Below are 24,948 nucleotides of genomic sequence, written 5' to 3'. Positions count from 1 at the left end.
GCGAGGATCAGAGAGCGCTGCGCAGCACGTGCATGAGCGCGGCGAGCTGCACCGAGTCGCTCGACGTCGGGTCGACGGCCTCGCCGTCCAGGGCGCGGGCCGCGAGGCCCTGCTTCTGGTCGATGAGCTCGGCGATCTTGGTGTCGATCGTGTGCGCGGCGATGATGCGCCACGCGGTGACGGGCTCGTCCTGGCCGATGCGGTGCACGCGGTCGATCGCCTGCGTCTGCTCGGCGGCGGTCCAGCTCAGCTCCGCGAGCACGACGTTCGACGCGACCTGCATGTTGACGCCCACGCCCGCCGCGGTGAGCGAGCAGACCGCCACGCCGACCTCGGGGTCGTTGTTGAACGCGTCGATCGCGGCCTGGCGCACCGCGCCGGTCTGCTCGCCGCGCACCGAGACGCTCTTGACCCCGGCGGCGGCGAAGTGCGCCTCTGCCTGGTCCATGACGTCGATGTGCTTGGCGAAGAACACGACCTTGCCCACCGAGCGCTGCAGCTGCGCCGCGTAGTCGGCGGCGAGCTGCGCCTTGGCCTGGCCGATCCGCCGCACCATCGTGAAGACGTTGTCGCCCTCGGTGCCGGCGGCCTTCGACTCCTCGAGCTCGCCCTGCGCGACGAGGCGCACGATGTCCTCGTCGATCTCGCCGTGCGCGAGCCCGCGATCGCCGCGGGCCTCGATGATGCGGTGGTACCGCGCCGCGAGGCGCGCGGCGAGCTGGCGCTCCGCCTCGCGGATGCCGCGCCCGAACTCGTCGTCGAGCTGCACGGGCAGGTCGGCGATGAGCTTGTCGGGCAGGTCCTTGGCCACGTCCTTCTTGCGGCGGCGCACGATCCCCATCGAGATGACCGCGTCGCGGGCCGCGGGGTAGAACGCCTTGTCGGCGGGCGTCAGCCCGGTCGCGTCGAGCTTCTCCATGAGCTCCGGGCCGGGCTTGTCGCCGTTGGTCCAGCCGAGGAAGCGCCAGATGGCGTCGAAGTCCTCGACGTCGTTGATCAGCGGCGTCCCCGTGAGCGCCATGAGCAGCGGATCGCCGCCCGGCGTGCTCTCGCGGATGCTCGCGGCGAGCGCCAGCACGTTCTGCGAACGCTGCGACGACAGGTTCTTGATGAAGTGCGCCTCGTCGACGACCATGCCGCGCAGGCCGATCTTGGCCAGCCAGCCGAGGTGACGGTCCAGGATCTCGTAGTTCACGATGAAGACGTCGGCGAACGCGTCGATGTCGGCGCCGTCGCCGTTGATCACGGTCGCGCGGCGGTGCGGCGTCCACCGCTCGACCTCGCGCGCCCAGTTCATCTTCACGACGTTCGGGACCACGGCGACCAGCGGGTAGGCGTCGGCGACCGATGCCGCCAGCACCGACTCGGCGGTCTTGCCGAGGCCCGGCTCGTCCGCGAGCAGGAACGTGCGGTGGCCCGCGCGCACGGCCTCGAGGAACCGGGCCTGGTGGGCCATGATCTCGAGGCCCTTGGGCGAGAGCCGGTCGAACTCCGGCACCTCAGGCAGCTCCATGGTGGCAGAGCCGCCGCCGGCGCCCTGCTCGAACGCCTTGTACAGCGGCCCCATGAGCTCCCAGCCGTCGAGGCGGCGGCGCGGGGTGGGTCCGCCCGCGCGCCGCGTGAAGTCCGGCGCGAGGAAGGGGTTCGACTCGATGCGGGCCTCGATCTGCGGCGGCGTCACCTGGCGCTCCGCGGCGGCCGGCGGCACGAGCGTGCTCTGCACGACCGGCTTCACGTCGGCGATCACGAGCTCCTCCGGCGGCAGGTCGGCGCCCGACTCGAGCAGCCAGTCGCGGCGCATCCGGCGCGCGACCGGCGACGTGGCCTGGTCGACCTCGAGCAGCTGGATGAGCGACGTGTCGCGCGCGGCCGTCTTGGCCAGGATGGTCGCGACGCCGTCGAGGCGCTTGAGCAGCTCGGCGCGTGCGGCGTCGGTCAGCTCGGCGTCGGCCTTCACCCGGGCTCGCTCCTCGCGCACGAGGAACGCGATCACCTGGAACTTCGTCCGGTTGGTGGGGCCGAGCTTGCCGCGCTGGGCCTTCGCCTCGACCTCGCGCACCTTGCGGGCGAGGATCGGAATGAGCGGGGCCTCGTCGTCGCGGCGCGAGGCCCCGGACTTCTTGCGCTGTCGCGCGGGTGCCGTGGTCGGCATGCTCCTCCTGAGCGTTGAGACCGTCCGGGTGCCGGACGCAGGCGGTGCGGCCCGACGGTCGAAAGTCGTGCGCGGCGTTCCCGGAGCCGCGGATGCGGCGACGTCGCGGGCTGCGACCGCCGGATGCGCGGTGGCGATCCGGCGACGAGAACGCGGTTCCGGCCGGCGCGGTGACGCCCGTGAGGATCACCCTGGCGTCGAGAACGCGTCGGGGGCGAGGAACCTGCTCCCCCAGTTTATGCCATGCCGGCCCCGGATTTCTGGATGAGACGCGGCGCGTGCCCGGATGGGGTTCCCGCGTCAGCCCTCGATCGTCGCGATCATGTCGGCCACGGCCTCCTGGACGAGCGTGAAGTCGGCGTTCAATCCGGCGCTGAGCAGGAGGAGGTCGCCATGGAGCACGTGGTACTCCGTCCGCTTCGCGCCCTGCGTCTGCTCGGACTCGCTGACGCAGACGAAGTCGCCGCCCGTGTCCTGACAGCCGGGGATGTTCGCGCTGAGGACCGCGCGGATGTCATCCGCCCGGTCCGGAGCGACGAGGATCGCGTCGGTCATGAGCGCGACCTCGCCCGGCGGCGACCACAGGCAGGTCAGCGTCGGCAGCGGCTGGACGATGTCGTAGAGGTCGCCCATGAAGTGCGTGTTGTACGAGCCGCCCTCGGGATTCAGCTGCCCGAACGCCTCCCGGAGGCGATCGGCCATCTGCGGTGAGTAGGCCGACGCGCAGTCGGCCGGGAGCGCGCCGGCGGAGCCGGTCGGCTCGGGCGCCGGGGTCTCGCTCGCGGTCGGCTCCGGGCTCCGGGGCGCCTCGGTGGTCGGTGCGGCCGAGGGCGCGGGGCTCGTGGCGCCCGGATCCGGCTCGGGCGCGCACGCGGCGAGCGCGATCCCGGCCGCGGCGACGACGGCGGCGGACACGGCGAGGCGGACGGGGCGCATGGCCCCATCCTGCCCCACCGTCGAGGGCCGGCCCGCAGCGACGGGCCGACCCTCGGCGCTCAGCGGAACGCGCGCAGCCGCAGGCTGTTGAGCACGACGAACACGCTCGAGAAGGCCATCGCGGCGCCCGCGATCATCGGCGTCAGCAGGCCGAGCGCCGCCAGCGGGATCGCCGCGACGTTGTAGCCGAACGCCCAGAACAGGTTGCCCCGGATGATCCCGAGCACGCGCCGCGACAGCCGCACGGAGTCCGCGGCGGCACCCAGCGAGTCGCGCACGAGCGTGATGTCGCTCGCGTTCATGGCCGCGTCGGTGCCGCCGCCCATCGCGATGCCGAGATCGGCCGCGGCCAGCGCGGCGGAGTCGTTGACCCCGTCGCCGACCATCGCGACGCGACGGCCCTGCGCCTGCAGACGGCGGATCTCGTCCACCTTGCCCTCCGGAGAGACCCCGGCGATCACGCGATCGATGCCGACCTCCCGCCCGACCGCGCGCGCCACGCCCTCCGCGTCGCCCGTGAGCAGCACCACGTCGAGCCCCAGCTCGCGCAGCGCCGCGATCGCGGCGGGGCTGTCGTCGCGCACGGTGTCGCCGACCAGCAGCGCGGCCCGCGCCGTCGGGCTCATGCCGGGGGCCGAGGCCCATCCCACCACCACGACGGTCGACTCGGCGTCGCGCGCGGCCGCCTCGATCTCGGCCGGCACCCGCGCGCCGCGCTCGAGGGCGAAGGCCGGGCTCCCCGCGAAGGCCTCCCGGCCCTCGACGACGCCCGTGACGCCGCGCCCCGCGTGGCTGCGGAAGCCCGTCGCGTGCGGCAGGACGTCGCCCTGGGCCTCGGTCGCGAAGGCCACGACGGCCCGCGCGATCGGGTGCTCCGAGCCCGACTCGAGCGCGCCCGCCACGCGGAGCGCCTCGGCGCGGTCGTTGCCGCCCGTGAGCACCGCGTCGTGCACCGACATGCGCCCGCTCGTCACGGTGCCGGTCTTGTCGAGCACGATCGTGTCGATCCGCCCTGCCGTCTCGATGGCCTCCGGGCCGGTGATCAGGATGCCTCGCTGCGCCCCGCGCCCCGTGCCGACCAGGATCGCGACCGGGGTCGCGAGGCCGAGCGCGCAGGGGCACGCGATGATCAGCACGGCGACCGCGGCCACGAAGGCCGCCTCGACCGGCTGCCCGGCCAGCAGCCAGCCCGCGAAGGTGAGGACCGCGAGGCCGATCACGACGGGCACGAAGACGCCCGAGATGCGATCCGCGAGGCGCTGGATCTGCGACTTCCCGGCCTGCGCGTCCTCGACCAGCGCCGCGATCCGGGCCAGCCTCGTGTCGCCGCCGACCGCCGTGGCGCGCACGACCAGGCGCCCGTCGGTCGCGATCGTGCCGCCGGTCACCGATGCGCCGGGTCCGACGGCGACCGGCACGGACTCGCCGGTCAGCATGCTGGCGTCGACCGCCGCCTCGCCGTGCTCGACGACTCCGTCGGTCGCGATGGTCCCGCCGGGGCGGACGACGAAGCGCTCGCCGGTGCGGAGCCGCTCGATCGGCACGGTGGCGCCGTCGCGGCCTTCGGCGTCCGCCAGGGTCACGTCGCGGGCGCCGAGCTCCATGAGAGAGCGGAGCGCGGCGCCGGCGCGCCGCTTGGAGCGCTGCTCGATGAAGCGCCCGAGCAGCAGGAACGTGGTCACGACGGCCGCCACCTCGAAGTACACGTGCATGCCGCCCGTGACGGTCACCCACGCGCTCCAGAGGAGCGCGGCCATCGTGCCGAGGGTGATCAGGGTATCCATGGTCGCCGCGCCGTGCCGCGCGTTGCGCAGCGTCGCACGATGGAACGGCCATCCGGCCCACAGCACGACCGGGGCCGTGAGCGCGAGGGCGAGCCACTGCCAGCCCGGGAACTGCAGAGGCATCGCCATCGACACGAGCAGGAGGGGCGCGCTCAGCGCCGCCGCGACGATCAGCCGCGTCCGCAGGGTCGTCCGGCCGGGCTCGTCCTCGACGTCGTGATCGTGTGCGCCGTGCTCCGCGTGCTCCGACTCGTGAGCGGCAGTCTCGTCGGCGGCATGCTCGTGAGCCTCGTGGTCCGCGGCCGGGGGTGCGACCGCGCGGACGCGGGCGTCGTAGCCCGCGGCCTGCACCGCGGCGACGAGCTCATCGTCGGCGACGCCCTGCGGGACGTCGACCTTGGCGGACTCGGTCGCGAGGTTGACGGCGGCGGTCACTCCGGGGACGCGCGCGAGGCGCTTCTCGACGCGGGCGACGCAGCTGGCGCACGTCATCCCCTCGATCTCCAGCACGACGGCGCGGCTCTGAGCCGCGGGCGTGCCGTGGGCGCGGTGCTGATCGGCGGACGCACCGGGGGCGATCTCGGTCATGATGCTTCCCTCCTTCTGGGTCGCCGGCCACAACCATGATACCCCCCTGGGGTATTCCCGCACCATCGGAGCCGTAGGCTGGGGGCATGAGCATCGAGCTGACCGAGCAGGCCGTCGCCGCCACCATCGACCACGCGATCCTGAAGCCCGACTTCACGCGCGCCGACGTGGATCGCGAGCTCGAGATCGCCGCCGAGTGGGGCGTGTTCAGCGTCTGCGTCCGCCCCAGCGACATCGCGTACGCGGTGCGCCGCCTCGACGGCACGGGCGTGGCCGTCGGCACGGTCATCGGCTTCCCCCACGGCACCACGTCGACCGCGGCGAAGACGGCCGAGCTGGCCCGCGCGCTGGACGACGGCGCCACCGAGTTCGACATGGTCGTCCACATCGGCGCGCTGCGCTCGGGCGAGGACGACCTCGTACAGGCCGACATCGCGGCCGTCGTGGAGGCGGCGGGCGGGCCGTCGACATCCGGCGGGCACGTGACCAAGGTCATCCTCGAGACCAGCTACCTCGACCTCGAGCAGATCGCGCGCGGCAGCCGGCTGACGGAGGCGGGCGGCGCGACGTTCGTGAAGACCTCGACGGGATTCGCAGGCGGCGGCGCGACGGTCGAGCACGTGCGCCTCATGCGCGACAGCGTCTCCCCCGCCGTGCAGGTCAAGGCGTCGGGCGGCGTGCGCGGTCTCGACTCCGCGATCGCGATGCTCGAGGCCGGCGCGACGCGCCTCGGCACCAGCGCAAGCGCGACCATCCTGGGCGAGCTCCGCGCCCGCGCCGAGGGCCGCGCGGCCACGGGCAGCGAGGACACATCGTCGTACTGATTTCGCGGCGTAAGCGGAACCACCCAGTCGACGGATCCGATGCTCGGTCGTCGGGTCGGTGGGCCGGAAGTGCCTGGTGAGGCTCCCGACGGCACTTCTGCCCCTCAGGTCCTGCGACCGCGCCCTCGATCCGATGACTGAGCGGGTCGTGAGGCGCGGTGATCCGCCGCTCAGCGGCCGGCGGCCGCGTCCGTGAGGGCGAGGCGCGCCTGCACGACGTCGTCGGTCATCTGCTCGACGAGCTTGTCGACCCCCTCGAACGCCACCATGCCGCGGATGCGGGTGACGAACTGGATCTCGACGCGGCGGCCGTACAGGTCGAGCCCCGTCTCGTCGATCACGTAGGCCTCGACCTGCGGCACGTCCACGTCGTCGAACGTCGGGTTGGTGCCGACCGAGATCGCCGCCGGATACCGCGCGCCCGAGCGCAGCACGCCCTGCGGCGAGCGCTCGATCAGCCAGCCTGCGTAGACGCCGTCGGCCGGCACGTAGCCCTCGGTGTCGGGCGAGAGGTTCGCGGTGGGAAAGCCGAGCTCGCGTCCGCGCTTGAGGCCGTGCACCACCTCGCCCGTGACCGCCGGATACCGGCCGAGCAGCTTGGCCGCGCGCTCCACGTCGCCGGCGTCCAGCAGCTCGCGGATCCACGTCGACGAGACGCGGCGGCCGTCCTCGGCGCTGGCCACGTCGGCGACCTCCTCGACCGCGAAGCCCAGCTCGGCGCCCATCCGGCGCAGCAGGGCGGCGTCGCCCGCGCCGCCCCGGCCGAAGCGGAAGTCGCTGCCGACGAGCACGCGCTGCGCGTGCAGGCCGGCCACGATGACCCGGCGCACGAACGCCTCGGGCTCCTCGGACGCGAGCGCCTCGTCGAAGCGCAGCATGAGCGTGGCGTCGATGCCGGTGCGGCCGAGCAGCTCGACCTTCTGGGTCACGCCGACCAGCGAGCGCGGGCAGCGCTCCGGGGCGAGCAGGGCCAGCGGGTTGCGGTCGAACGTGACGGCGACCGTCCGCGCATCCGTGGACGCGGCGTCCACCAGCATCTTCTCGATCAGCGCGCGGTGCCCGGCATGCACGCCGTCGAACTTGCCGATCGCGATCACGGTCGGGCCGAAGTCCGCCGGGATGTCGGCGACGTCCTCGAACAGGATCATCGCGCCTCCTCCCCCGCGCGGTCGGCCCCGGATGCGGGCGTGCGGTGGGTGATGAGCCACCAGAGCCCGAAGAACGGCAGCACGAGCGGGACGAACACGTACCCGATGCCGTACAGCGACCACACCGTGGGGTGCTGGAACAGCTCGGGCAGCACGACGGAGAGCGTGCCGACGACCAGCACGCCGACGAGCTCGAAGCCGATCGCGATCCACGCGACCGTGTACCAGCCGGGGCGCCGCGCGAACACCAGCGCGAGCGTGGCCAGGATGTAGACCACGGCCGACGCGGCCGACAGCGAGTACGCGAGCGGCGCCTCCGCGAAGCGCTCCGCGATCTGGACGAACGAACGCCCGGTCGCGGCGAGCGCCATGACTCCGTAGACGAACACGAGCACGCGGCCGATGCCGGTCATGCGACGCGCGGAGCGGGCGGGGGCATTCGCGGGAGCGGTCATAGCCCGACCAGTCTAGTTCCGCCGCGCGGGACGCCGCCGGACGCGGAGGTCAGCCGACCCCAAGCGTCCAGATCGTCTGCATGCGCCACACCATGACCGCGATCGAAAGGGCGACCACGCCCAGGATCACGGTGCTCCAGCGGCTGCGCTCCAGCAGCGCCCACACGACGCCCGCCGCGGGCAGCAGCACCGCGGAGACGAGGTAGGTCCAGAACTCCAGGACGCTGCCGGTCGGCGGGTTGCCCGCGAAGGGCGCCACGACCGCGATCACGACCTGAGCGATCAGCAGCAGCTCCACGAGCACGAGCGCGCCGACGGACACGTCGCTCGGGCGGCGCCCGGCCAGTCCCAGCACGACGCACAGCAGGCCCGCGGCCGCCGCGACGACGACCTGGACGATCGTGAACCACAGGATCACCGCTGCTCCTCCGGCATGTTCATGGCGCTCTTGACCGCGTCGCCGCGACGCTCGAGGATGCCCACGAGCCGTCCATCGGGATCGATCGCCGCCGCGGTCGCGCCGGTCATCCGGCCGCCCGCGCCCTCGAGCCGCTTGCCGTGGCGGAGGTCGCGCGCCTCGTCGGCGGTCACGTCCAGTCGTCCGAGCACGCGCGCGGCGACCTCGGCGGGCTCGAGCAGGAGCCCGACCGGAGCCGAGTCCGGCGCGAGCGTGTCGATCGAGGCGGCGCCGGCCAGGTCGAACGGGCCGATGCGCGTGCGACGCAGCATGGTCAGGTGCCCGCCGACGCCGAGCGCGGCGCCCAGGTCGCGCGCGAGAGCGCGGATGTAGGTGCCCGACGAGCAGTCGATCGTCGCGTCGAGCTCGATCGCGTCGCCGGAGCGGCGGATCGCGTCGACCGCGAAGCGCGAGATCGTGACCTCGCGGGCCTTCAGCTCCACGTCCTGGCCCGCACGGGCCAGGTCATACGCGCGCTTCCCGCCGACCTTGATGGCCGAGAAGGTGCTCGGCACCTGCGAGATGCGGCCCGTCAGCGCGGCGACGCCTTGGGCGATCCGCTCGTCCGTGGCCGCGGCGAGCGCGTCGGCTCCCGCGGTCGCGACGACCTCGCCCTCGGCGTCGTCGGTCGTGGTCGCCTGGCCGAGCCGGATGGTGGTCTCGTAGGTCTTGTCCAGCCCGACCAGGAACGTCAGCAGGCGCGTGGCGCCCTCGATCCCGAGCACGAGCAGCCCCGTGGCCATGGGGTCGAGCGTGCCGGCGTGGCCGATCTTGCGGGTGCCGAACGCGCGCCGGCTGCGGGCGACCACGTCGTGGCTGGTGACCCCGCCCGGCTTGTCGACGAGCAGGATGCCGGACGCGGGACGCATGCCCTCCAGCGTACGCGTCCCGCATCCCGGCCCCCGGTCAGCAGTGCTCGTACGCCGGGCTGTCGTTCTCGTTGACGCTGATCGCGGTCACGTGCTGCGCCCCGCGCGCGTGCTCGAAGAACATCGCGCCGCCGGAGCCGTCGGAGTCGACCGCGAAGTACGGCCGATCGGGCGAGATCGGCACGTCGCCCTCCGTCGCATCCGGGTACGCCGCGCGCACCTCGTCGACCGTGCTGAAGAGCGCGATGCCCGCATCCGTCTCCGGCACCGGGGTGCCCTCCGCGAGTCCGCCGTCGTCCGAGAGCGTCAGGTCGTAGACGACGCCGTCGCCCTTCCACACGCGCAGGCCGAGACCGCCCGGCCCGTCGGTGTCGGGCAGCCCCCCGTGCGCGGCGCAGCCCTCCTCCTGGTGCGCGTACTGCAGGTCCCAGCCGAGCTCGTCGGCCAGAGCGACCGCCTCATCCCACGGCATGCCGAGCTCGAACGGTCCGATCGCCTCCTCGGTGATCACCCACGCCGAGATGTCGCCGGGGTCCGGCGCCGGGGTCGCACTCGGGTTCGGCGTCGGCGTCTCTGCCGGCGCCGAGGTCGCCGGGGCCGGCGCGGTCGTCGACGGCGCGGCCCCGGGGCCGGCCGGGGTGGCGCAGCCTGCGAGCGCGAGCACGATGGCGACGCCGGCGGCCGAGGCGCGGGCGGAACGCGAGATGCGGATCATGATGGGTCCCCCTCCGGGCGGACCGTTCCGCCCTTCTCTCTGGTTATTGCCGCGCGCGGCGCGCGCGCTTCATGCCGACCGGTCACGGTCGCATAACGCCTGCCGCATGTGCGGGCGCGGCTAGGCTGACCCGGTGCCCGAGTTCCACGCCGCCGCACTCCGCGACATCCCCTCCGACGTCCTGTACCGGATCCTGAAGCTGCGCGTGGACGTGTTCGTGGTCGAGCAGGACTGCGCGTATCCCGAGCTCGACGCGCGGGACCTCGAGCCGACCGCGCTCCTGCACTGGGTGGCCGAGGGCGACGACGTGCTCGCCACCATCCGCGTGCTCCACGACCGCCCGGCAGGCTCGGGCGAGGACCGCCGGATCGGCCGGGTCGCCACGGCGCCGCATGCGCGCGGGCGCGGCCTCGCGGGCGAGCTGATCCGCCGTGCGCTGGCCGACTGCGCGGGGCGCACCATCCGGCTGGACGCGCAGTCTCAGCTCGCGCAGTGGTACGCCGGGTTCGGCTTCGCCCCCGACGGCCCAGAGTTCCTCGAGGACGGCATCCCCCACCTGCCGATGGTCCGCCCGGCCTGACGTCGCGAGAGCGCCGTCTAGGCGCACACCTCGTACGACGGCTCGGCGGCGGTCGTCAGGACGACCGCCTGCGCGCCCTCCTGGCCCTCCAGGAACTCGAAGAACAGCGTGCCGTCGTCCGGCTCGTCGTCCGCGATCCGCAGGAAGCTGCGGCCCTCGATCGCGGACGGCGTCTCCTCCGCGCCCGGGAACGCCGCGAGGACCTCGTCGCGCGTCGATCCCAGCCCGATCCCGGTGTCGTCGACCCGCGGGCCGACGTCCGCGATCCGGTCCGGTCCCCACTCGACCGCGACGGTCTGCACCGGCCCGGCGTCGGTCTGCGCATCGCGCGAGAACCACACCATGTAGGCGCCGCCCGGCTCGTTCCAGAACGCGGTCCACGCGCACCGGTCCTCGTTCAACCAGGCGTCCGGCGGCAGCTCGCCGAGCGCCTCCGCGAAGTCCTCGCCGATCTCGATCGGGCCCACCTCGCCGTCCTCGATCTCCCAGCTGCCCGGATCCGAGAGATCCTCCTCGGCGTCATCGTCCGCCGGGGAGCCCGAGGGGCTCGGCGCGACGCTCGGCTCGGCACTGGGTGCGGCCGACGCGCTCGGGGTGACCCCGCCCGCGCCGCCCGTCGGGGTCGCGCAGGCCGCGAGCGTGACGGCGAGCGCGAGCAGCGCGCCCGCTCCGGCTGCGGTCCGGCGTCGATGCAGGATCATGGCTTCTCCCCTTCGGCTTCGCTGCTTCGACGCTACGCCGTGCCCCGCCGCGGGAACAGCCCCGGCCGGCCGGCGGTTCGTCAGCCCGCATGCTCGGTCGTGACGAACCCGAAGACGACATCGTCGTCACCCAGCAGGAAGATCAGGTCCGGCTCCCCCGGAACGGAGCCGAACGGACGGAAGGTGCTGGCGCCTCCCGGGAGCCGCCCGACGCCCCCCCGGGCGAGAACTCCTCGAGCTCGGCGCGCGTGGATCCGACCGTGAGCCCCTCGAGTCCGTACGGCATCGCCGACAGCTCGAGAGGCTCGAGCACCTCGTCGGTCTCGAGCGGCGCCTCCAGGAAGAGGAGCGCCGAGCCCTGGAGCCCCTCCGTCTCGTCCAGGTACGCCACGATGTCGCCGCGCCGGCCGTCCACGGCCACCGGCAGGATCCGCAGCTCGGCGGCCGCTGGGCCCGGGCCCGGATCCGCCCCGGGTGCGAGCCCCGCGAAGACCAGTCGCGTCTCGGCGGCGATCTCCGACCAGGGCCGATCCGGCCAGAGCGTCCCGAAGTCCATGCCGGTCGCGTGCCACGTCGCCGGGTCCGCGGGGGTCTGATACGGCACCGCGAGCGACGGGGCCGTGACCGTCATCGCGTCGACGACGCCCGACCCCGGAGTCTGCGTCATGCCGGTGATGGACAGGACCAGGCCGGTGGGCGACGCCCCGGGCGTGCCCTCCGTGACGAGCCGCGTCGCGCCGTCGTCTCCGAACAGATCGTCCTCGACGGCCCCGGGGTACGCCTCGTAGGCGTCCGCGAGGCTGGAGCCGATGCCGATGCCCTCGCTCGTGCGGGGGAAGGCCGAGAGGCTCACCTGGGGCGCCGGGGCGGAGGACAGCGACCCGTAGACGGTCCTGACCGAGGTCTCACCCGTGATCAGGGTCATCTCCTCCACGCCGTCCGCCGCGTCGACGGAGACCTGGAAGAGCCCCATCTCGCCGTCAGCCTCGACCACCAGCCGGTGCAGCGCCGGCTGCCCTCCCCCGCCGGTCTCGGCCTGGAACGGGAGCCCCGCGACCGCGTCGCGGAGCGCCTCCTCGGACATCCCGAGCTCGATGGGGCCCATCCGCGCGGCGTCCACGACCCAGGTCGCCGGGTCGGCTCCGTCCGCGGACCCCGGGGCGACCCGGCCGCCGTGGTGGCGCATCCGGAGAGCGTGGCGAGCAGCAGCGCCGCGGCCACGGCGGTGCGAGCGATCCGGCGGTCGATGTCCATGGTCCCTCCCGGGGGTTCGACTCGACGCTAGGGCGCCGCGTCCCCGCTGTCTGTCCGCCTTTCGGCGGGGTGCGGCATGCCGCTCCGGGCTGCCGTCCCCGCGCGTGCGCGCGCCCCGCTTAGCCTGGATGGATGCCCTCCGCCCCGCCGGTCGCCGAGCGCCTCACCCCGTGGTACGAGGGCGCGCGGCGCGACCTGCCCTGGCGCGCGCCCGGGTTCGGGGCGTGGGGTGTGCTCGTGAGCGAGTTCATGCTGCAGCAGACCCCCGTGGCGCGGGTCATCCCTCGCCTGGAGGCCTGGCTCGAGCGCTGGCCCACGCCGAAGGCCCTGGCGGCCGATCCGCCGGCCGAGGCCGTGCGGCAGTGGGCGAACCTGGGGTACCCGCGCCGGGCGCTGTGGCTCCACCGGGCGGCGGTCGAGATCCGGGACCGGCACGCCGGCGAGGTGCCGCGCGACGTGGACGCGCTGCTCGCGCTGACCGGGATCGGCGACTACACGGCGCGGGCCGTGGCCGCGTTCGCGTACGGCGACCGGCACCCGGTCGTCGACACCAACACCCGGCGGGTGATCGCCCGAGCGGTGCACGGGCTGGCGCAACCCGGGGCCCCGAGCCGCCGGGACCTCGACGACATGGAGGCGCTGCTGCCGCCTGACGACGCCGGCGCGGCCGTCATGAACGCGGCCGCCATGGAGCTCGGCGCCGTGATCTGCACGGCCCGCTCCCCGCGCTGCGGCGAGTGCCCGGTGCGGGACCTGTGCGCGTGGGTGCGCGCGGGCTCTCCGGAGACGCCCGACGTGCGCCGCCGTCAGGCGCGGTACGAGGGCAGCGACCGCCAGGCCCGCGGCGCGGTCCTGCGCGCGCTGCGCGAGGCCGGGTCGCTGCCGCACGAGGCAGTGATCCCGGACTGGCCGGACGCGCTCCAGCGCGACAGGGCCATCCTCAGCCTGCTGGACGACGGCCTCGTGGACTCCGAGGACGGCGTCCTGCACCTGCCCCGCTGACCGCCCGCGCGGATCAGTCCTCGTCGTCGAGCTCGTCGAGCTCGCGGGGCTTCACGTAGGGGTCGGCGTCGCCGGCGTACTGCGCCGAGGCGGCCAGTCCCGCGACGGCCGCGTCGCGCTCGCGCGCCTCCTGCAGCAGCGCCGACAGGTGGTCGGCCGACTCCGGCAGCGCGTCGGCGATGAACTCCAGCGTGGGGGTGAGCCGGGTGTTGAGCTTGCGCCCGACCTCGCTGCGCAGCATGCCCGTCGCCGACTTCAGCGCGGCGCCGCTCGCGACGCGCTCCTCGTCCGAGCCGTACACGGTGTAGAACACCGACGCGTGCTGCAGATCGCCCGAGACGCGGACGTCCGTGATCGTCACGAAGCCGAGGCGCGGATCCCGCAGCCCCTTCTCCAGCCGCTCGGCGAGGATCACGCGGATCCGGTCGGCCAGGCGCGCCTGTCGTTCGTTCGCGGCCATGGTCTTCTCCCTCCCTGGAGAAAAAGGTCCTGCCGGGCGGCCGAAGCCGCCCGGCAGGATCAGTGTGTCAGAGCGACCCGCGCGTCACGCGCGCGGCTTCTCGACCATCTCGATGGTCTCGATCTCGTCGCCGATCTGGATGTCGTTGTACTTGCCCAGACCGATACCGGCCTCGAAGTCCGTGCGCACCTCGGTGACGTCGTCCTTGAAGCGGCGCAGCGACTCGATCGCAAGGCCGTCGGCGATGACCACGCCGTCGCGGATGACGCGCGCCTTGGCGTTGCGCGTGATCGTGCCCGAGCGGACGATGACACCGGCGATGTTGCCGAACTTGGAGGAGCGGAAGATCTCGCGGATCTCCGCGACACCCGACTGCTTCTCCTCGTACTCCGGCTTGAGCATGCCCTTGAGCGACTGCTCCACGTCGTCGATCGCGTTGTAGATGACCGAGTAGAAGCGGATGTCGACGCCCTCGCGCGCGGCGGCCTCGCGGGCCTTCGCGTCGGGACGCACGTTGAAGCCGATGACGATCGCGTTGTCGATCGTCGCCAGGTTCACATCCGACTCCGTGATGGCACCCACACCGCGGTGGATGATGCGCAGCTGGACGCTGTCGTCGACCTCGATCTTGAGCAGCGACTCCTCGAGCGCCTCGACGGCACCCGACACGTCGCCCTTGATGATGAGGTTGAGCGACTCGACCTTGCCCTCCTCGAGAGCGCGGGTGAAGTCCTCGAGCGACATGCGCTTGCGGGCCTTGGCCAGCTGGGCGTTGCGCTCGACGGCCTCGCGCTTCTCGGCGATCTGGCGGGCGGTGCGGTCCTCGTCCGTGACGATGAACATGTCGCCGGCGCGCGGCACCGAGTTGAGACCCTGCACCTGCACGGGACGCGACGGGGCCGCCTCCTCCACGTGCTCGCCGTTCTCGTCGATCATGGCGCGCACGCGGCCGTAGGCCGTGCCCGCGACGATCGCGTCGCCGACGCGCAGCGTTCCGGACTGGATGAGCACCGTGGCCACCGAGCCGCGGCCCTTGTCGAGCTTCGCCTCGATCGCGACACCGCGGGCCGCCTTGTTCGGGTTGGCCGTGAGGTCCAGGCCGGCGTCGGCCGTGAGCAGCACGGCGTCCAGCAGGTCCTGGATGCCGGTGCCCTGACGGGCCGACACGTCGACGAACATGACGTCGCCGCCGTACTCCTCGGCGACCAGGCCGTACTCGGTCAGCTGCTGGCGCACCTTGGCCGGGTTGGCCTCGGGCTTGTCGACCTTGTTGACCGCGACCACGATCGGCACACCGGCCGCCTGGGCGTGGTTCAGGGCCTCGACCGTCTGCGGCATGATGCCGTCGTCGGCCGCGACCACGAGGATCGCGATGTCGGTCACCTGGGCACCGCGGGCGCGCATGGCCGTGAAGGCCTCGTGACCCGGGGTGTCGATGAAGGTGATCGCGCGCTCGATGCCCTCGTGCTCCGTCCAGATCTGGTAGGCGCCGATGTGCTGCGTGATGCCGCCGGCCTCGCCCTCGACCACGTTGGTCTGACGGATCGCGTCGAGCAGTCGCGTCTTACCGTGGTCGACGTGACCCATGACGGTCACCACCGGGGGACGGATCTCGAGGTCCTCCTCGCTCTCCGCCTCCTCCTCGGCCTCGAGGTTGAGACCGAAGCCCTCCAGGAGCTCCTTGTCCTCGTCCTCGGGCGAGACCATCTGCACCTTGTAGCCGAGCTCGGCGCCGAGCACCTCGAACGTCGCCTCGTCGAGCGACTCCGTGGCCGTGGCCATCTCGCCCAGGTGGAACAGGACGGTCACGAGGTTGCCGGGCTGGACCGACATGCCGGTGATCGACTCGATCTTGTCGGCGAAGTCCGAGATCGACGCACCGCGGCGCATCCGGATGACCGTGCTGCCGTCACCGCGCGGGACCTTGACGCCGCCGATGATCGGCGCCTCGCGCATCTCGAATTCCTGGCGCTTGGCGCGACGCGACTTGCGCTGCTTCGACTTGCCGCCGCCCTTGCCGAACGCGCCGGCCGTGCCGCCGCGACCGCGGCCGCCGGGACCGGGACGGCCCGGGAAGCCGCCGCCACCGCCGGCGGGCGCGCCGCCACCGGGACGGAAGCCGCCGCCACCGCCGCCACCCGGACGGCCGGGGCCGCCGGGACGCTGCTGGAACGGGGCACCCGGACGACCGGCGCCGCCGGGACGACCGGGGCGACCGGCGCCGCCGGGACCACCGGGACGCGGGGCGCCCGGACGGGGCGCACCGGGACGCGGCGGCTGCGGCTTGGGGATGTTGTTCGGGGTCGGGCGCTGGCCCATGCCCTGCGCCGAGGCGAAGGGGTTGTTGCCCGGGCGCGGGCCCGCGGGGCGCTGCCCCATGCCCTGCGCCGAGGCGAACGGGTTGTTGCCCGGGCGCGGGCCGCCGGGACGCGGCGCCGGGCGGGGGCCGCCGGGCGTGGGTGCGTCGGCCGCGGGCACGGCGGGCTTGTCCGCGGCGGGCGCCGCCGGCTTCTTGGCGGCGGGCTTCTCCGCGGCGGGCGCGGCGGGAGCCGGCGCGGCCGGAGCCGGTGCCGTCGGGGTCGCGGGCGCTGCCGGAGCCGGGGCGGCCTCGGCCTTCGGCGCCGCGGGCTTCGCCGGGGCGCCGGGCTTGGCGGTCGTCGCGCGGGCCGGGCCGGGACGGCCGGCCGGCTTCGCGGGCGCGGCGGGCTTGTCCGCCGGCTTGGCGGCGCCCTCGGCCTCGAACGCTGCGCGCAGCTTGCGCGCGACCGGCGGCTCGATCGTCGACGACGGGCTCTTCACGAACTCGCCGAGCTCCTTGAGCTTCGCCAGGGCGACCTTGCTGTCGACGCCGATCTCCGCAGCGATCTCATGTACGCGTGGTTTTGCCACAATTCTCCTGTCTGGGCGGCCTGCCCCGGACAGGGCAGACCTCTAAAGGCGGACGGGTCTCATTTCGAGCCGTTCACTTTGTTTCCATAGCCGTTCAGCCATTTCTCGAGGGTCTGCGTGTCAAGAGGGCCTGACACACGCAATGCTCGTCCGAAGGCGCGGCGCCGCAGGGCGTTCTCCGCGCACTCGCGAGTGGGATGCAGCCACGCGCCCCGGCCGGGCGAGCTCTTCCGCTCGTCGATGACGAGCTCGAGATCGCACGCGACGACTCGCATGAGAGCGGATCGGGGGGCACGCGTGCGACAGCCGACGCACGTTCGTACGGCTTCCATCCTACACCTCTCCTCTTTGCTCGCTTCGCTCGCGCGTCCCACGCGCTCGGGCACCCGCTTCGCGGATGCCGCTCGGCGAGGGACACCGCGTCGCTTCGCTCCGCGGGAGGCAGCGCTTCGCGCTGCGGGGCCGCATCCGCGGCACGCTCGCTGCGCTCGCACGACGGTAGATCATCGGGACGACCTGTCGGTCGTTGAGCGGAGTGAGCGTCAGCGAACGGAGACGAAACGGGCTGAGCGAGCGGAGCGAGTCGAAGCCGTCACTCCGCTTCGAGGATGCTGTCGGGCTGGATGTCGATCTTGGCGCCCGTGAGCTTGGCGGCGAGGCGGGCGTTCTGGCCCTCCTTGCCGATCGCGAGCGACAGCTGATAGTCGGGAACCAGCGCGCGCACGGCCTTGGTGTTGGCGTCGAGCACGAAGCTCGAGGTCACCTTGGCGGGCGACAGCGCGTTCGCGACGAACTTCGCGAGCTCCGGGTCGTAATCGACGATGTCGATCTTCTCCCCGCTGAGCTCCTCGGTCACGGCGCGCACGCGGCGGCCGAGCTCGCCGATGCAGGCCCCCTTGGCGTTGATAGAGGGGTCCTTCGCGACGACCGCGATCTTGGTGCGGTGCCCTGCCTCGCGGGCCAGCGACGTGATCTCGACCAGGCCGTTGGCGATCTCGGGGACCTCCAGCGCGAACAGTTTGCGGACGAGGCCGGGGTGCGTGCGGGAGACCGTGATCGCCGGGCCCTTCGTGCCCTTCGAGACGCTCGTGACGTAGACGCGCAGACGCGATCCGTGCGTGTACTCCTCGCCGGGCACCTGCTCCTCGGGGGGCAGGATGGCCTCGACCGAGCCGAGGTCGACGTGGATCATGCGCGGGTTCGGCCCCTGCTGCACGACGCCGGCGACGATGTCGCCCTCCTTGCCGCGGAACTCGCCGAGCACCGCGTCGTCCGCGATGTCGCGCAGCCGCTGGCTGATGACCTGCTTGGCGGCGTAGGCGGCGATGCGTCCGAAGTCCTCGGGGGTCGTCTCCTCCTCGCCGATGACCGCGCCCTCGTCGTCGGTCACGGGGATGTAGATGCCCACGTGGCCCGTCTTGCGGTCCAGCTGAGCGCGGGCGCCCTGCGGCACCTCGCCGCTCTGCGACACGTGCTTGCCGTAGGCGGTCAGGATCGCCTGCTCGATGATCCGCACGAGCTCGTCGAACGGAATCTCCTTCTCGCGCTCGACCGTGCGCAGCAGCCCCAGATCGATGTCCACAGCGACCTCCCTATTCAGCTCTCACCGGCATACGTCCCGCCGATATCCCCCTGACATTACCGGACCGCCGCGGCCGCTCGCTGTGAGGACGCCACCCGGAGGGTGCCCGGGGGCGAGTCGCGGCGCGCGCCGCCAGCGGGCAGACTGTCCCGGATGGACGAATTCGCTGACTGGCTCGCCTCGACGGGCGACGGCCTGTGGACTTGGATCGTGCTCCCCGTCGTGGTGGCGCTCGGTCTGTACCTCACCCTCCGCTCCGGCGTGGTGCAGTTCCGCCTGATCCCCGAGATGTTCCGGACCCTCACCGACCGCACGCCGCGCGACGCCGACGGCGCACCGCAGTCGGTGTCGTCGTTCCAGGCGTTCTCGATCTCGGCCGCGTCGCGCGTCGGCGTCGGCAACATCGCGGGCGTCGGAACCGCGATCGCGATCGGCGGCCCGGGCGCCGTGTTCTGGATGTGGACCATGGCGTTCATCGGCGCCGCGTCGGCCTTCTTCGAGTCGACGCTCGCGCAGGTGTTCAAGGTGCGCGACCGCGGCGCCTTCCGCGGCGGCCCGGCGTACTACATGGAGCGCGGCCTCAAGGCGCGCTGGATGGGCATCGCGTTCGCGATCATCCTGATCTTCTGCTTCCCGTTCGCCTTCTCCGCGCTGCAGGCCAACACCATCGCGGCGTCGAGCACGGCGGCGGTCGGCTCGATCGTCGGCGCCGACGTGTCGGGCTGGATGCCGCTCGTCGCGGGCGTCGTGATCGCCGTGCTGACCGGGCTGGTGATCTTCGGCGGCGTGCGCCGCATCGCCAACGTGTCGTCGGCGCTCGTGCCCGTCATGGCGCTGCTGTACCTGCTGCTGGGCCTGGCCGTCGTCACGGTCGAGATCGACCGCCTCCCTGCCGCGTTCGCGTCGATCTACACGCAGGCGTTCGGCTTCAACGAGGTCGTCGGCGCCGCGTTCGGCGTGATCGTGATGCAGGGCGTCAAGCGCGGCATGTTCTCGAACGAGGCCGGTCTCGGCTCGGCACCGAACGCGGGCGCCGCGGCGGCCGTCACGCACCCGGTCAAGCAGGGCCTCGTCCAGTCGCTCGGCGTGTACTTCGACACGTTCCTGGTGTGCTCGATCACGGCGTTCACGGTGCTCGTGGCCGTCCCCGACCTGTCCGGCGCCGAGACCGGCATCGCGCTCACGCAGACGGCGCTGGCGTCGACCCTCGGCGACTGGTCGCTGACCGCGCTGGCGGTGATCGTCTTCCTGCTGGCCTTCAGCTCGATCATCGGCAACTACTACTACGGCGAGTCGAACCTGGAGTTCATCACCACCAGCCGCGTCTGGCTGCAGGTGTTCCGCGCGCTGGTCGTGGTCGCGATGCTCGCGGGCGCCGTCGCATCGGCCGCCGTGGTCTGGAACCTGGCGGACGCGCTGATGGGCCTCATGGCGCTCATCAACCTGGTCGCCCTGGGCCTGCTGTCGGGCATCGGGTTCCGCCTGCTGCGCGACTACACGCGCCAGCGGCGGGAGGGGCGCGACCCCGTCTTCACCCGCGCGCTGCTGCCCGACGTGACGGGCATCGAGTGCTGGGAGGACGAGTTCACGGTCACCGGGCCGCTCGACACCTACACGCGAAAGAAGCAGTCGGCCAAGCACGCCGACCACCTGCACCACGGCTGACCCGCCGAGAGCGGGTCGTGACACGCGAGAGCGGCCGGGCGGATCATCCGCCCGGCCGCTCTCGTCGTCCGCGCGTCAGCCGATCCGCACGGGCTCCGACTCGGCCGTCGCCGGGCGGTATCCGTCCAGCGTGCCGGTGACCTGCACCGACACGTCGTGGCCCTTCAGATGGCCGGGGACGCGCAGCTCCGGGCCGCTCGCCCAGGCGAGGGGCTCACCGTCGACGAGCCACCGGTACGTCAGCTCGGCGCCCTCGGTCCACACGCCCGGGTCGACCGTGAGGACCGCACCCACCTTGGGCGCGCTCTTGCTCGAGGTGATCACCGGCTCCCCCGCCTGCACGACGAGGGGCGGGAGGTCGAGACCCACGATCTCGGGGTTGTGGTCGCTCGCGCGGAACACCGACTCGTCGTACAGGATCGTCGCGTTGTAGTTGTGGCGGCTGTATTCGAAGCCCACCTGCTCCTGCGCGTTGATCTGCCAGACGTCGACGCCGGTCACCAGCTCGAGCGCACCCGTGTTGGCGAAGACATGGTCGAGCGAGCCGTCCATGCCGTCGAAGCTGTAGGTGGCCTCGCCGCCGTTGAGCGCGACGTTGACGTCGGTGTAGCCGGCCTCCTCGATGACCTGCACCGGGTCCTCCGCGCCGTACGCGTTGAAGTCGCCCGCGAGGAAGACGTCCTCGATGCCGGTCTCGGCGATGAGCTGGGCCGCGAAGTCCACCAGCGCGTGCGCCTGCCCGACGCGATCCGGGTTGGCCAGGCCCTGGCCCGTGCCGTCGTCGACCCCGGAGCCCTTGGACTTGAAGTGGTTGACCGAGACGAGGAACGCGTCCTCGTCCGACCCGCCCGCGGCCTTGAAGGCCTGGAACAGCGGCTCGCGCGCGTTGTCGAAGTTCTCCTCGTCGATCAGGATGCGCGACTCCCCCACCGGAACGACCTCGACGGGCTTGTAGATGAACGCGGTGCGGATGACGTCCTCCGACGCGAGCGGCGGGACGGTCGCGGGCGACGGGACGTACTCCCACACGTCGGCGCCGGCGTGCTCGTTGAGCGCGGAGACGAGCGTCGCGACCGCGAAGTCGCGGTCCTTCTGCCTTCCTTCCGCATCGAGGAAGTGGGCGGAGTTCTCGATCTCCTCGAGCGAGACGATCGAGGCGCCGAGGCCCGTGATCGCCTTCACGATCTTGATCTCCTGGCGCTCGAAGTCCTCGGCCTCGGCCGCGCCGCGCGGGCCGGTCGGACCGCAGTCGCGGGCCGTGACCGGGTCGCCGGCGCGGTCGTCGTAGGTGGTGCAGGTGCCGCCCGCCGCGACGTACTCCTCGACCGTGGTCGGGAAGTAGTTCAGGACGTTGAACGTGGCCAGGCGGGCGTCGCCGCCGACGTCCTGCGGCTCGAGGTTCGGCGTGCGGGTGTCGCTGAACGACACGACAGCCGAGCCGTCGTCCGTGACGGGGGTGGTGGGCTGGAAGGCCCACGCGCCGTAGCGGTACTCGAGCACCACGGGCTGCAGGAACGTCGCGGCCGAGCCGACGCGCACGGGGTTGGCCGGCGTGAGGTACGGCAGCGGGACGCCCTTGTTGGCGGTGCTGTTGAAGTTGGTGCTCGCGCCGTCGTCGAGACCGATGCGGCGCGCGTCGTTCTCGGCGCGGATCGCGTCGAGGCCGGCCGTGTCGTCCGCGTCGGCGTGCTCGGTCGGGGTCTTGAGCGCGCCCTCGCCGTGCGCGAGCACGAACGAGCCGTAGAAGTTGGCGTCGTAGTTGTCGGTGACAGTGAAGGCGTCGGCGGGCCGGATGAGCTCGCCCTCGTGCGCCTCCTTCTCGGCGGGCGCGTCGATCGCGGCCCAGTCGGTCACGGGCGCGACGGCACCGAGCGCCTCGGCGAGGACGGTGACGCCGCCCGCCGCGGGCGTGATCTCTGTGAGGCCCTGGTACTCGCTCACGACCCCGGTGACCCGCACGCTCTGGCCGATCTCGGCGCGCGCGTTCGAGCCGTACGCGAAGATCGCGTCGCTGCGGCCGTCGGCGGGGTCGCCCGCGGGGTCCTGGACGTAGAACCCGTTGAAGCCGCCGGTCCGGTAGTCGGCCGTGACCACGCCCTCGACCGTGACGGTCTGGCCGGCGAGCGGCGAGGCCTCGCCCGCGCCCTGCACGTCCGCGATGCGGATGACCGCGGGCGGCTCGGTGGGCGTCGGCGTCGGCGTCGGCGTGGGCTCCGGGTCGACCGGGCCGCCGTCGCGCGCTGCCTGCGGCGTGGGCGCGCCGGTCGCGAAGTCCGCGGCGTTCGAGTCGCTGTCGGCGCCGATGGCCGCACGCGCGACGCTCGTGCCGTTCGTCGTGCCGGGCGCGGGGGCCGTCTCGTACGTCGCGGCGGAGGTGCCCCATCCGATCATGTCGATGAGGTCCTCGCGGCCCGCGGCGTCGCCCGTCGCGCCCGCGTAGACCGACGTGCTCGGCAGCAGGAACAGGCGGCCGGTCGTGCCGGACAGGTTCGGCGCGCTGAGGGCGAGGTCGGCCTGGGGCAGCGGCTGCCCGTTGCCGTTGCCCGCCGCGAGCTGGACGAGGAAGGTGTCGCCGGGAGCGACCGTCCCGCTGAGCGCCGCGACACCGCCGGATCCGCCCGTCGCGGACCAGTAGTTCAGGCCCATGCCCGCGAGGTCGATGGGCTCGGCCGTCGGGTTGTAGAGCTCGACGAAGTCGTGAGTGAACGCGGCGCCGCTGTTGCCGCCGCCGCCGTACACCTCGTTGATCACGAGCTCGCCGCCGTCGGGGGCGGCGTGCGCGGCGGTGGGGAGGGCGGCGAGGCCGGCGGCCGCGAGGGCGACGCTCGCGAGGCCCGCGAGGCGGCGCGCGCTGGCGGGACGGGATGAGGACATGCGGGGACTCCGAGTCTGGCGGGGAGGTGCGGGGCACTGACCCGGGCACACTATCGCCGGGCACGGACACCACTGTCCACGACACCCCTGGACCGGCCGTTGCGGGCAGGTTACGTGTCGGGAAACATGCCCAGGGCATGACGCGGAACCGCCCAGGTCACACGCAGATGCGGGTGACCTGGGCGGTCGGATGCGATGCGGCGGGTGCAGGCCTCAGCGGGCGGTGAGGCGCGCGACGGCCTCCGGGGCGGGCACGACCTCGCGCTCGCCCGTGCGGCGGTCCCACAGCTCGACCTCGCCGTCGGCCGCGCCTCGGCCGACCACCAGCAGCTGCGGCACGCCGATCAGCTCGGCGTCGCCGAACTTGACGCCGGGCGAGACCTTGGGCCGGTCGTCGAACAGCACGTCCAGACCGGCGGCCTCGAGCTCGGCGACGACCTTCTCGCCGAGGTTGAGCGCGTCGTCGCCCTTGCCCGTGGCGACCACGTGGATGTCGAACGGCGACACCGAGGCGGGCCAGATGAGCCCCTTGTCGTCGTTGTTGAGCTCGGCGATCGCGGCCAGGATGCGCGTCACGCCGATGCCGTACGACCCCATCGTGACCGTGACGAGCTTGCCGTTCTGGTCGAGCACCTTCAGGCCCAGCGCCTCGGCGTACTTGCGCCCGAGCTGGAACACGTGGCCGATCTCCATGCCCCGCTCGAGCGTGATCGGCGTGCCGTCCGGGGCGATGTCGCCCTCGCGCACGGTCGCGACGTCGACGACGCCGTCCGCCGTGAAGTCGCGGCCCGCGACCAGCGAGTGCACGTGCTTCTCGTGCTCGTTCGCGCCGGTCACCCACGCGGTGCCGTCGACCACGCGCGGGTCGACCAGGAACCGGATGCCGCTCGCCGACTCCTCCCCCAGCACGGCGCCCTGCGCCGACCAGGGGCCGATGTAGCCCTTCACGAGCGCGGGGTTCGCGGCGAAGTCGGCCTCGGTCGCGGCCTCCACCTCGGCGGGCGCGAACGCGGCCTCGACGCGCTTGTCGTCCACATCCCGGTCGCCGGGCACGGCCACGACGACCAGCTCGCGCGTGCCGTCGGGCTGCTTGAGCGCGAGCACGACGTTCTTGAGCGTGTGCGCGGCCGTCCACTCCCCCGACGCGGGCGCCTCGATGTGCGCGTTGAGGTGGTCGACCAGGGTCTGGATGGTCGGGGTCTGCGGCGAGTCGAACACGACCGGCGCGGGCTGCCCGTCGAGCGGGAGGGGCTCGGGTGCGAGCGTCTCGAAGGCCTCGACGTTCGCGGTGTACCCGCCCTCGGAGCGCACGAACGTGTCCTCGCCGATCGGCGTGGGGTGCAGGAACTCCTCGGACTTCGAGCCGCCCATCGCGCCGGCGTCGGCCTTGACGATGACGTACTCCATGCCGAGCCGCTGGAAGATGCGCTCGTACGCGTCGCGCTGCGCCTGGTAGGACGCATCCAGCCCCTCATCCGTGTAGTCGAACGAGTACGCGTCCTTCATCGTGAACTCGCGACCGCGCAGCAGGCCCGCGCGCGGACGCGCCTCGTCGCGGTACTTGTCCTGGATCTGGTAGATCGTCAGGGGCAGGTCCTTGTACGACGAGTACAGGTCCTTCACCAGCAGCGTGAAGGCCTCCTCGTGCGTCGGCGCGAGCAGGTAGTCGGCGCCGTGACGGTCGTGCAGGCGGAAGATGCCGTCGCCGTACTCGGTCCAGCGGTTGGTGGCCTCGTAGGGCTCGCGGGGCATCAGCGCCGGGAAGTGGACCTCCTGCGCGCCCGCCGCAGCCATCTCCTCGCGGATGATCTGCTCGAGCTTCGCCTTCACCCGCAGGCCGAGCGGGAGCCACGCGAAGATGCCCGGGGCCTGGCGCCGGATGTACGACGCGCGCACCAGCAGACGGTGGCTGACGACCTCCGCGTCGGCGGGGTCCTCCCGGAGGGAGCGGAAGAAGAAGGATGAGAGCCGCGTGACCATAGGCATCCAGTCTATTGACGCGGCGCCGGGCCG

General features: G+C 72.9%; 20 protein-coding genes. 4 read left to right on the top strand and 16 right to left on the bottom strand.

Features of this window, described 5'->3' with window-relative positions; all coding sequences use genetic code 11:
• Positions 1-7 precede the first annotated feature (7 nt).
• The 3 genes from ASD19_RS12415 to ASD19_RS12405 all read right to left on the bottom strand — a co-directional run bounded on the left by ASD19_RS12415 (position 8) and on the right by ASD19_RS12405 (position 5,460).
• Complete coding sequence (locus ASD19_RS12415) at positions 8-2,152, bottom strand: DEAD/DEAH box helicase (protein WP_055993214.1); 2,145 nt, start codon at positions 2,150-2,152, stop codon at positions 8-10.
• A 300-nt stretch (positions 2,153-2,452) separates the two neighbouring features.
• Entirely contained in the window at positions 2,453-3,088 is a 636-nt protein-coding gene (locus ASD19_RS12410; protein ID WP_055993212.1) for a hypothetical protein, read from the bottom strand.
• A 59-nt stretch (positions 3,089-3,147) separates the two neighbouring features.
• Positions 3,148-5,460: a heavy metal translocating P-type ATPase gene (locus tag ASD19_RS12405; protein WP_055993210.1), complete on the bottom strand. Its 2,313-nt coding sequence runs from the start codon at positions 5,458-5,460 to the stop codon at positions 3,148-3,150.
• Positions 5,461-5,546: 86 nt separating this feature from the next.
• Here ASD19_RS12405 and deoC point away from each other — a divergent pair, with 86 nt between their 5' ends.
• A complete protein-coding gene (deoC, locus tag ASD19_RS12400) occupies positions 5,547-6,284 on the top strand; it encodes a deoxyribose-phosphate aldolase (RefSeq protein WP_055993208.1) in 738 nt (245 codons plus the stop codon).
• A gap of 170 nt (positions 6,285-6,454) precedes the next feature.
• Here deoC and ASD19_RS12395 read toward each other — a convergent pair whose 3' ends face one another.
• The 5 genes from ASD19_RS12395 to ASD19_RS12375 are packed head-to-tail and all read right to left on the bottom strand — an operon-like array spanning position 6,455 to position 9,928.
• Entirely contained in the window at positions 6,455-7,432 is a 978-nt protein-coding gene (locus tag ASD19_RS12395; RefSeq protein ID WP_055993206.1) for a bifunctional riboflavin kinase/FAD synthetase, read from the bottom strand.
• A complete protein-coding gene (locus ASD19_RS12390) occupies positions 7,429-7,887 on the bottom strand; it encodes a hypothetical protein (protein WP_055993204.1) in 459 nt (152 codons plus the stop codon). The genes ASD19_RS12395 and ASD19_RS12390 overlap by 4 nt, the downstream gene beginning before the upstream one ends.
• A 49-nt stretch (positions 7,888-7,936) precedes the next feature.
• Positions 7,937-8,305, bottom strand: coding sequence for a hypothetical protein (locus ASD19_RS12385; protein WP_055993202.1), 369 nt, complete (start codon positions 8,303-8,305; stop codon positions 7,937-7,939).
• Positions 8,302-9,213, bottom strand: coding sequence for a tRNA pseudouridine(55) synthase TruB (gene truB / locus ASD19_RS12380; protein ID WP_055993200.1), 912 nt, complete (start codon positions 9,211-9,213; stop codon positions 8,302-8,304). The genes ASD19_RS12385 and truB overlap by 4 nt, the downstream gene beginning before the upstream one ends.
• Before the next feature lie 37 nt (positions 9,214-9,250).
• On the bottom strand, positions 9,251-9,928 hold the full coding sequence (locus tag ASD19_RS12375) for a hypothetical protein (RefSeq protein ID WP_055993198.1): 678 nt from the start codon (positions 9,926-9,928) through the stop codon (positions 9,251-9,253).
• Positions 9,929-10,061: 133 nt separating this feature from the next.
• Between ASD19_RS12375 and ASD19_RS12370 the strand changes: the two genes are divergently transcribed.
• Positions 10,062-10,508, top strand: coding sequence for a GNAT family N-acetyltransferase (locus ASD19_RS12370; protein ID WP_055993196.1), 447 nt, complete (start codon positions 10,062-10,064; stop codon positions 10,506-10,508).
• Between the two features lie 17 nt (positions 10,509-10,525).
• On the opposite strand, the gene ASD19_RS12365 is transcribed toward ASD19_RS12370, so the two are convergent.
• Together ASD19_RS12365 and ASD19_RS12360 are read right to left on the bottom strand one after the other, a co-directional pair.
• On the bottom strand, positions 10,526-11,209 hold the full coding sequence (locus tag ASD19_RS12365) for a hypothetical protein (RefSeq protein ID WP_055993194.1): 684 nt from the start codon (positions 11,207-11,209) through the stop codon (positions 10,526-10,528).
• Positions 11,210-11,351: 142 nt separating this feature from the next.
• Complete coding sequence (locus ASD19_RS12360) at positions 11,352-12,395, bottom strand: hypothetical protein (RefSeq protein WP_055993192.1); 1,044 nt, start codon at positions 12,393-12,395, stop codon at positions 11,352-11,354.
• Between the two features lie 200 nt (positions 12,396-12,595).
• Here ASD19_RS12360 and ASD19_RS12355 point away from each other — a divergent pair, with 200 nt between their 5' ends.
• The gene (locus ASD19_RS12355; protein WP_055993190.1) at positions 12,596-13,465 is read left to right on the top strand and encodes an A/G-specific adenine glycosylase; all 870 of its coding nucleotides are present in this window, start codon (positions 12,596-12,598) and stop codon (positions 13,463-13,465) included.
• A gap of 13 nt (positions 13,466-13,478) precedes the next feature.
• On the opposite strand, the gene rbfA is transcribed toward ASD19_RS12355, so the two are convergent.
• The 4 genes from rbfA to nusA all read right to left on the bottom strand — a co-directional run bounded on the left by rbfA (position 13,479) and on the right by nusA (position 18,396).
• On the bottom strand, positions 13,479-13,925 hold the full coding sequence (gene rbfA, locus ASD19_RS12350) for a 30S ribosome-binding factor RbfA (protein ID WP_055993188.1): 447 nt from the start codon (positions 13,923-13,925) through the stop codon (positions 13,479-13,481).
• Positions 13,926-14,009: 84 nt separating this feature from the next.
• Positions 14,010-16,814 carry a translation initiation factor IF-2 gene (gene infB / locus ASD19_RS12345; protein WP_055993186.1) on the bottom strand — a complete coding sequence of 935 codons (2,805 nt, stop codon included), beginning with the start codon at positions 16,812-16,814 and terminating at the stop codon, positions 14,010-14,012.
• 59 nt (positions 16,815-16,873) lie between these two features.
• Positions 16,874-17,146, bottom strand: a complete 273-nt coding sequence (locus tag ASD19_RS14135; protein ID WP_082543178.1) for a YlxR family protein — start codon at positions 17,144-17,146, stop codon at positions 16,874-16,876.
• Between the two features lie 260 nt (positions 17,147-17,406).
• Positions 17,407-18,396 (bottom strand): transcription termination factor NusA, encoded by a 990-nt coding sequence (gene nusA / locus ASD19_RS12340; RefSeq protein ID WP_055993184.1) that lies wholly within the window; start codon positions 18,394-18,396, stop codon positions 17,407-17,409.
• A gap of 153 nt (positions 18,397-18,549) precedes the next feature.
• Here nusA and ASD19_RS12335 point away from each other — a divergent pair, with 153 nt between their 5' ends.
• The gene (locus ASD19_RS12335) at positions 18,550-20,061 is read left to right on the top strand and encodes an alanine/glycine:cation symporter family protein (RefSeq protein ID WP_055993181.1); all 1,512 of its coding nucleotides are present in this window, start codon (positions 18,550-18,552) and stop codon (positions 20,059-20,061) included.
• 75 nt (positions 20,062-20,136) lie between these two features.
• On the opposite strand, the gene ASD19_RS12330 is transcribed toward ASD19_RS12335, so the two are convergent.
• Both ASD19_RS12330 and ASD19_RS12325 read right to left on the bottom strand, forming a co-directional pair.
• A complete protein-coding gene (locus ASD19_RS12330) occupies positions 20,137-22,935 on the bottom strand; it encodes an ExeM/NucH family extracellular endonuclease (protein ID WP_055993179.1) in 2,799 nt (932 codons plus the stop codon).
• 213 nt (positions 22,936-23,148) lie between these two features.
• The gene (locus tag ASD19_RS12325; protein ID WP_055993177.1) at positions 23,149-24,915 is read right to left on the bottom strand and encodes a proline--tRNA ligase; all 1,767 of its coding nucleotides are present in this window, start codon (positions 24,913-24,915) and stop codon (positions 23,149-23,151) included.
• Between the last annotated feature and the right edge of the window lie 33 nt (positions 24,916-24,948).

This window comes from Microbacterium sp. Root53 (assembly GCF_001426925.1).
Classification (GTDB): Bacteria; Actinomycetota; Actinomycetes; order Actinomycetales; family Microbacteriaceae; genus Microbacterium.
Note: the sequence above shows the minus strand (reverse complement) of the source record. Positions and strands in the feature narration are given on the sequence as shown.

Bases quoted from the DNA above. Each gene is read 5' to 3' on its own strand.
- ASD19_RS12415 (WP_055993214.1), bottom strand. From the start codon at position 2,152: ATGCCGACCACGGCACCCGCGCGACAGCGCAAGAAGTCCGGGGCCTCG.
- ASD19_RS12410 (WP_055993212.1), bottom strand. From the start codon at position 3,088: ATGCGCCCCGTCCGCCTCGCCGTGTCCGCCGCCGTCGTCGCCGCGGCC.
- ASD19_RS12405 (WP_055993210.1), bottom strand. From the start codon at position 5,460: ATGACCGAGATCGCCCCCGGTGCGTCCGCCGATCAGCACCGCGCCCAC.
- deoC (WP_055993208.1), top strand. From the start codon at position 5,547: ATGAGCATCGAGCTGACCGAGCAGGCCGTCGCCGCCACCATCGACCAC.
- ASD19_RS12395 (WP_055993206.1), bottom strand. From the start codon at position 7,432: ATGATCCTGTTCGAGGACGTCGCCGACATCCCGGCGGACTTCGGCCCG.
- ASD19_RS12390 (WP_055993204.1), bottom strand. From the start codon at position 7,887: ATGACCGCTCCCGCGAATGCCCCCGCCCGCTCCGCGCGTCGCATGACC.
- truB (WP_055993200.1), bottom strand. From the start codon at position 9,213: ATGCGTCCCGCGTCCGGCATCCTGCTCGTCGACAAGCCGGGCGGGGTC.
- ASD19_RS12375 (WP_055993198.1), bottom strand. From the start codon at position 9,928: ATGATCCGCATCTCGCGTTCCGCCCGCGCCTCGGCCGCCGGCGTCGCC.
- ASD19_RS12365 (WP_055993194.1), bottom strand. From the start codon at position 11,209: ATGATCCTGCATCGACGCCGGACCGCAGCCGGAGCGGGCGCGCTGCTC.
- ASD19_RS12360 (WP_055993192.1), bottom strand. From the start codon at position 12,395: ATGCGCCACCACGGCGGCCGGGTCGCCCCGGGGTCCGCGGACGGAGCC.
- ASD19_RS12355 (WP_055993190.1), top strand. From the start codon at position 12,596: ATGCCCTCCGCCCCGCCGGTCGCCGAGCGCCTCACCCCGTGGTACGAG.
- rbfA (WP_055993188.1), bottom strand. From the start codon at position 13,925: ATGGCCGCGAACGAACGACAGGCGCGCCTGGCCGACCGGATCCGCGTG.
- ASD19_RS14135 (WP_082543178.1), bottom strand. From the start codon at position 17,146: ATGGAAGCCGTACGAACGTGCGTCGGCTGTCGCACGCGTGCCCCCCGA.
- ASD19_RS12335 (WP_055993181.1), top strand. From the start codon at position 18,550: ATGGACGAATTCGCTGACTGGCTCGCCTCGACGGGCGACGGCCTGTGG.
- ASD19_RS12330 (WP_055993179.1), bottom strand. From the start codon at position 22,935: ATGTCCTCATCCCGTCCCGCCAGCGCGCGCCGCCTCGCGGGCCTCGCG.
- ASD19_RS12325 (WP_055993177.1), bottom strand. From the start codon at position 24,915: ATGGTCACGCGGCTCTCATCCTTCTTCTTCCGCTCCCTCCGGGAGGAC.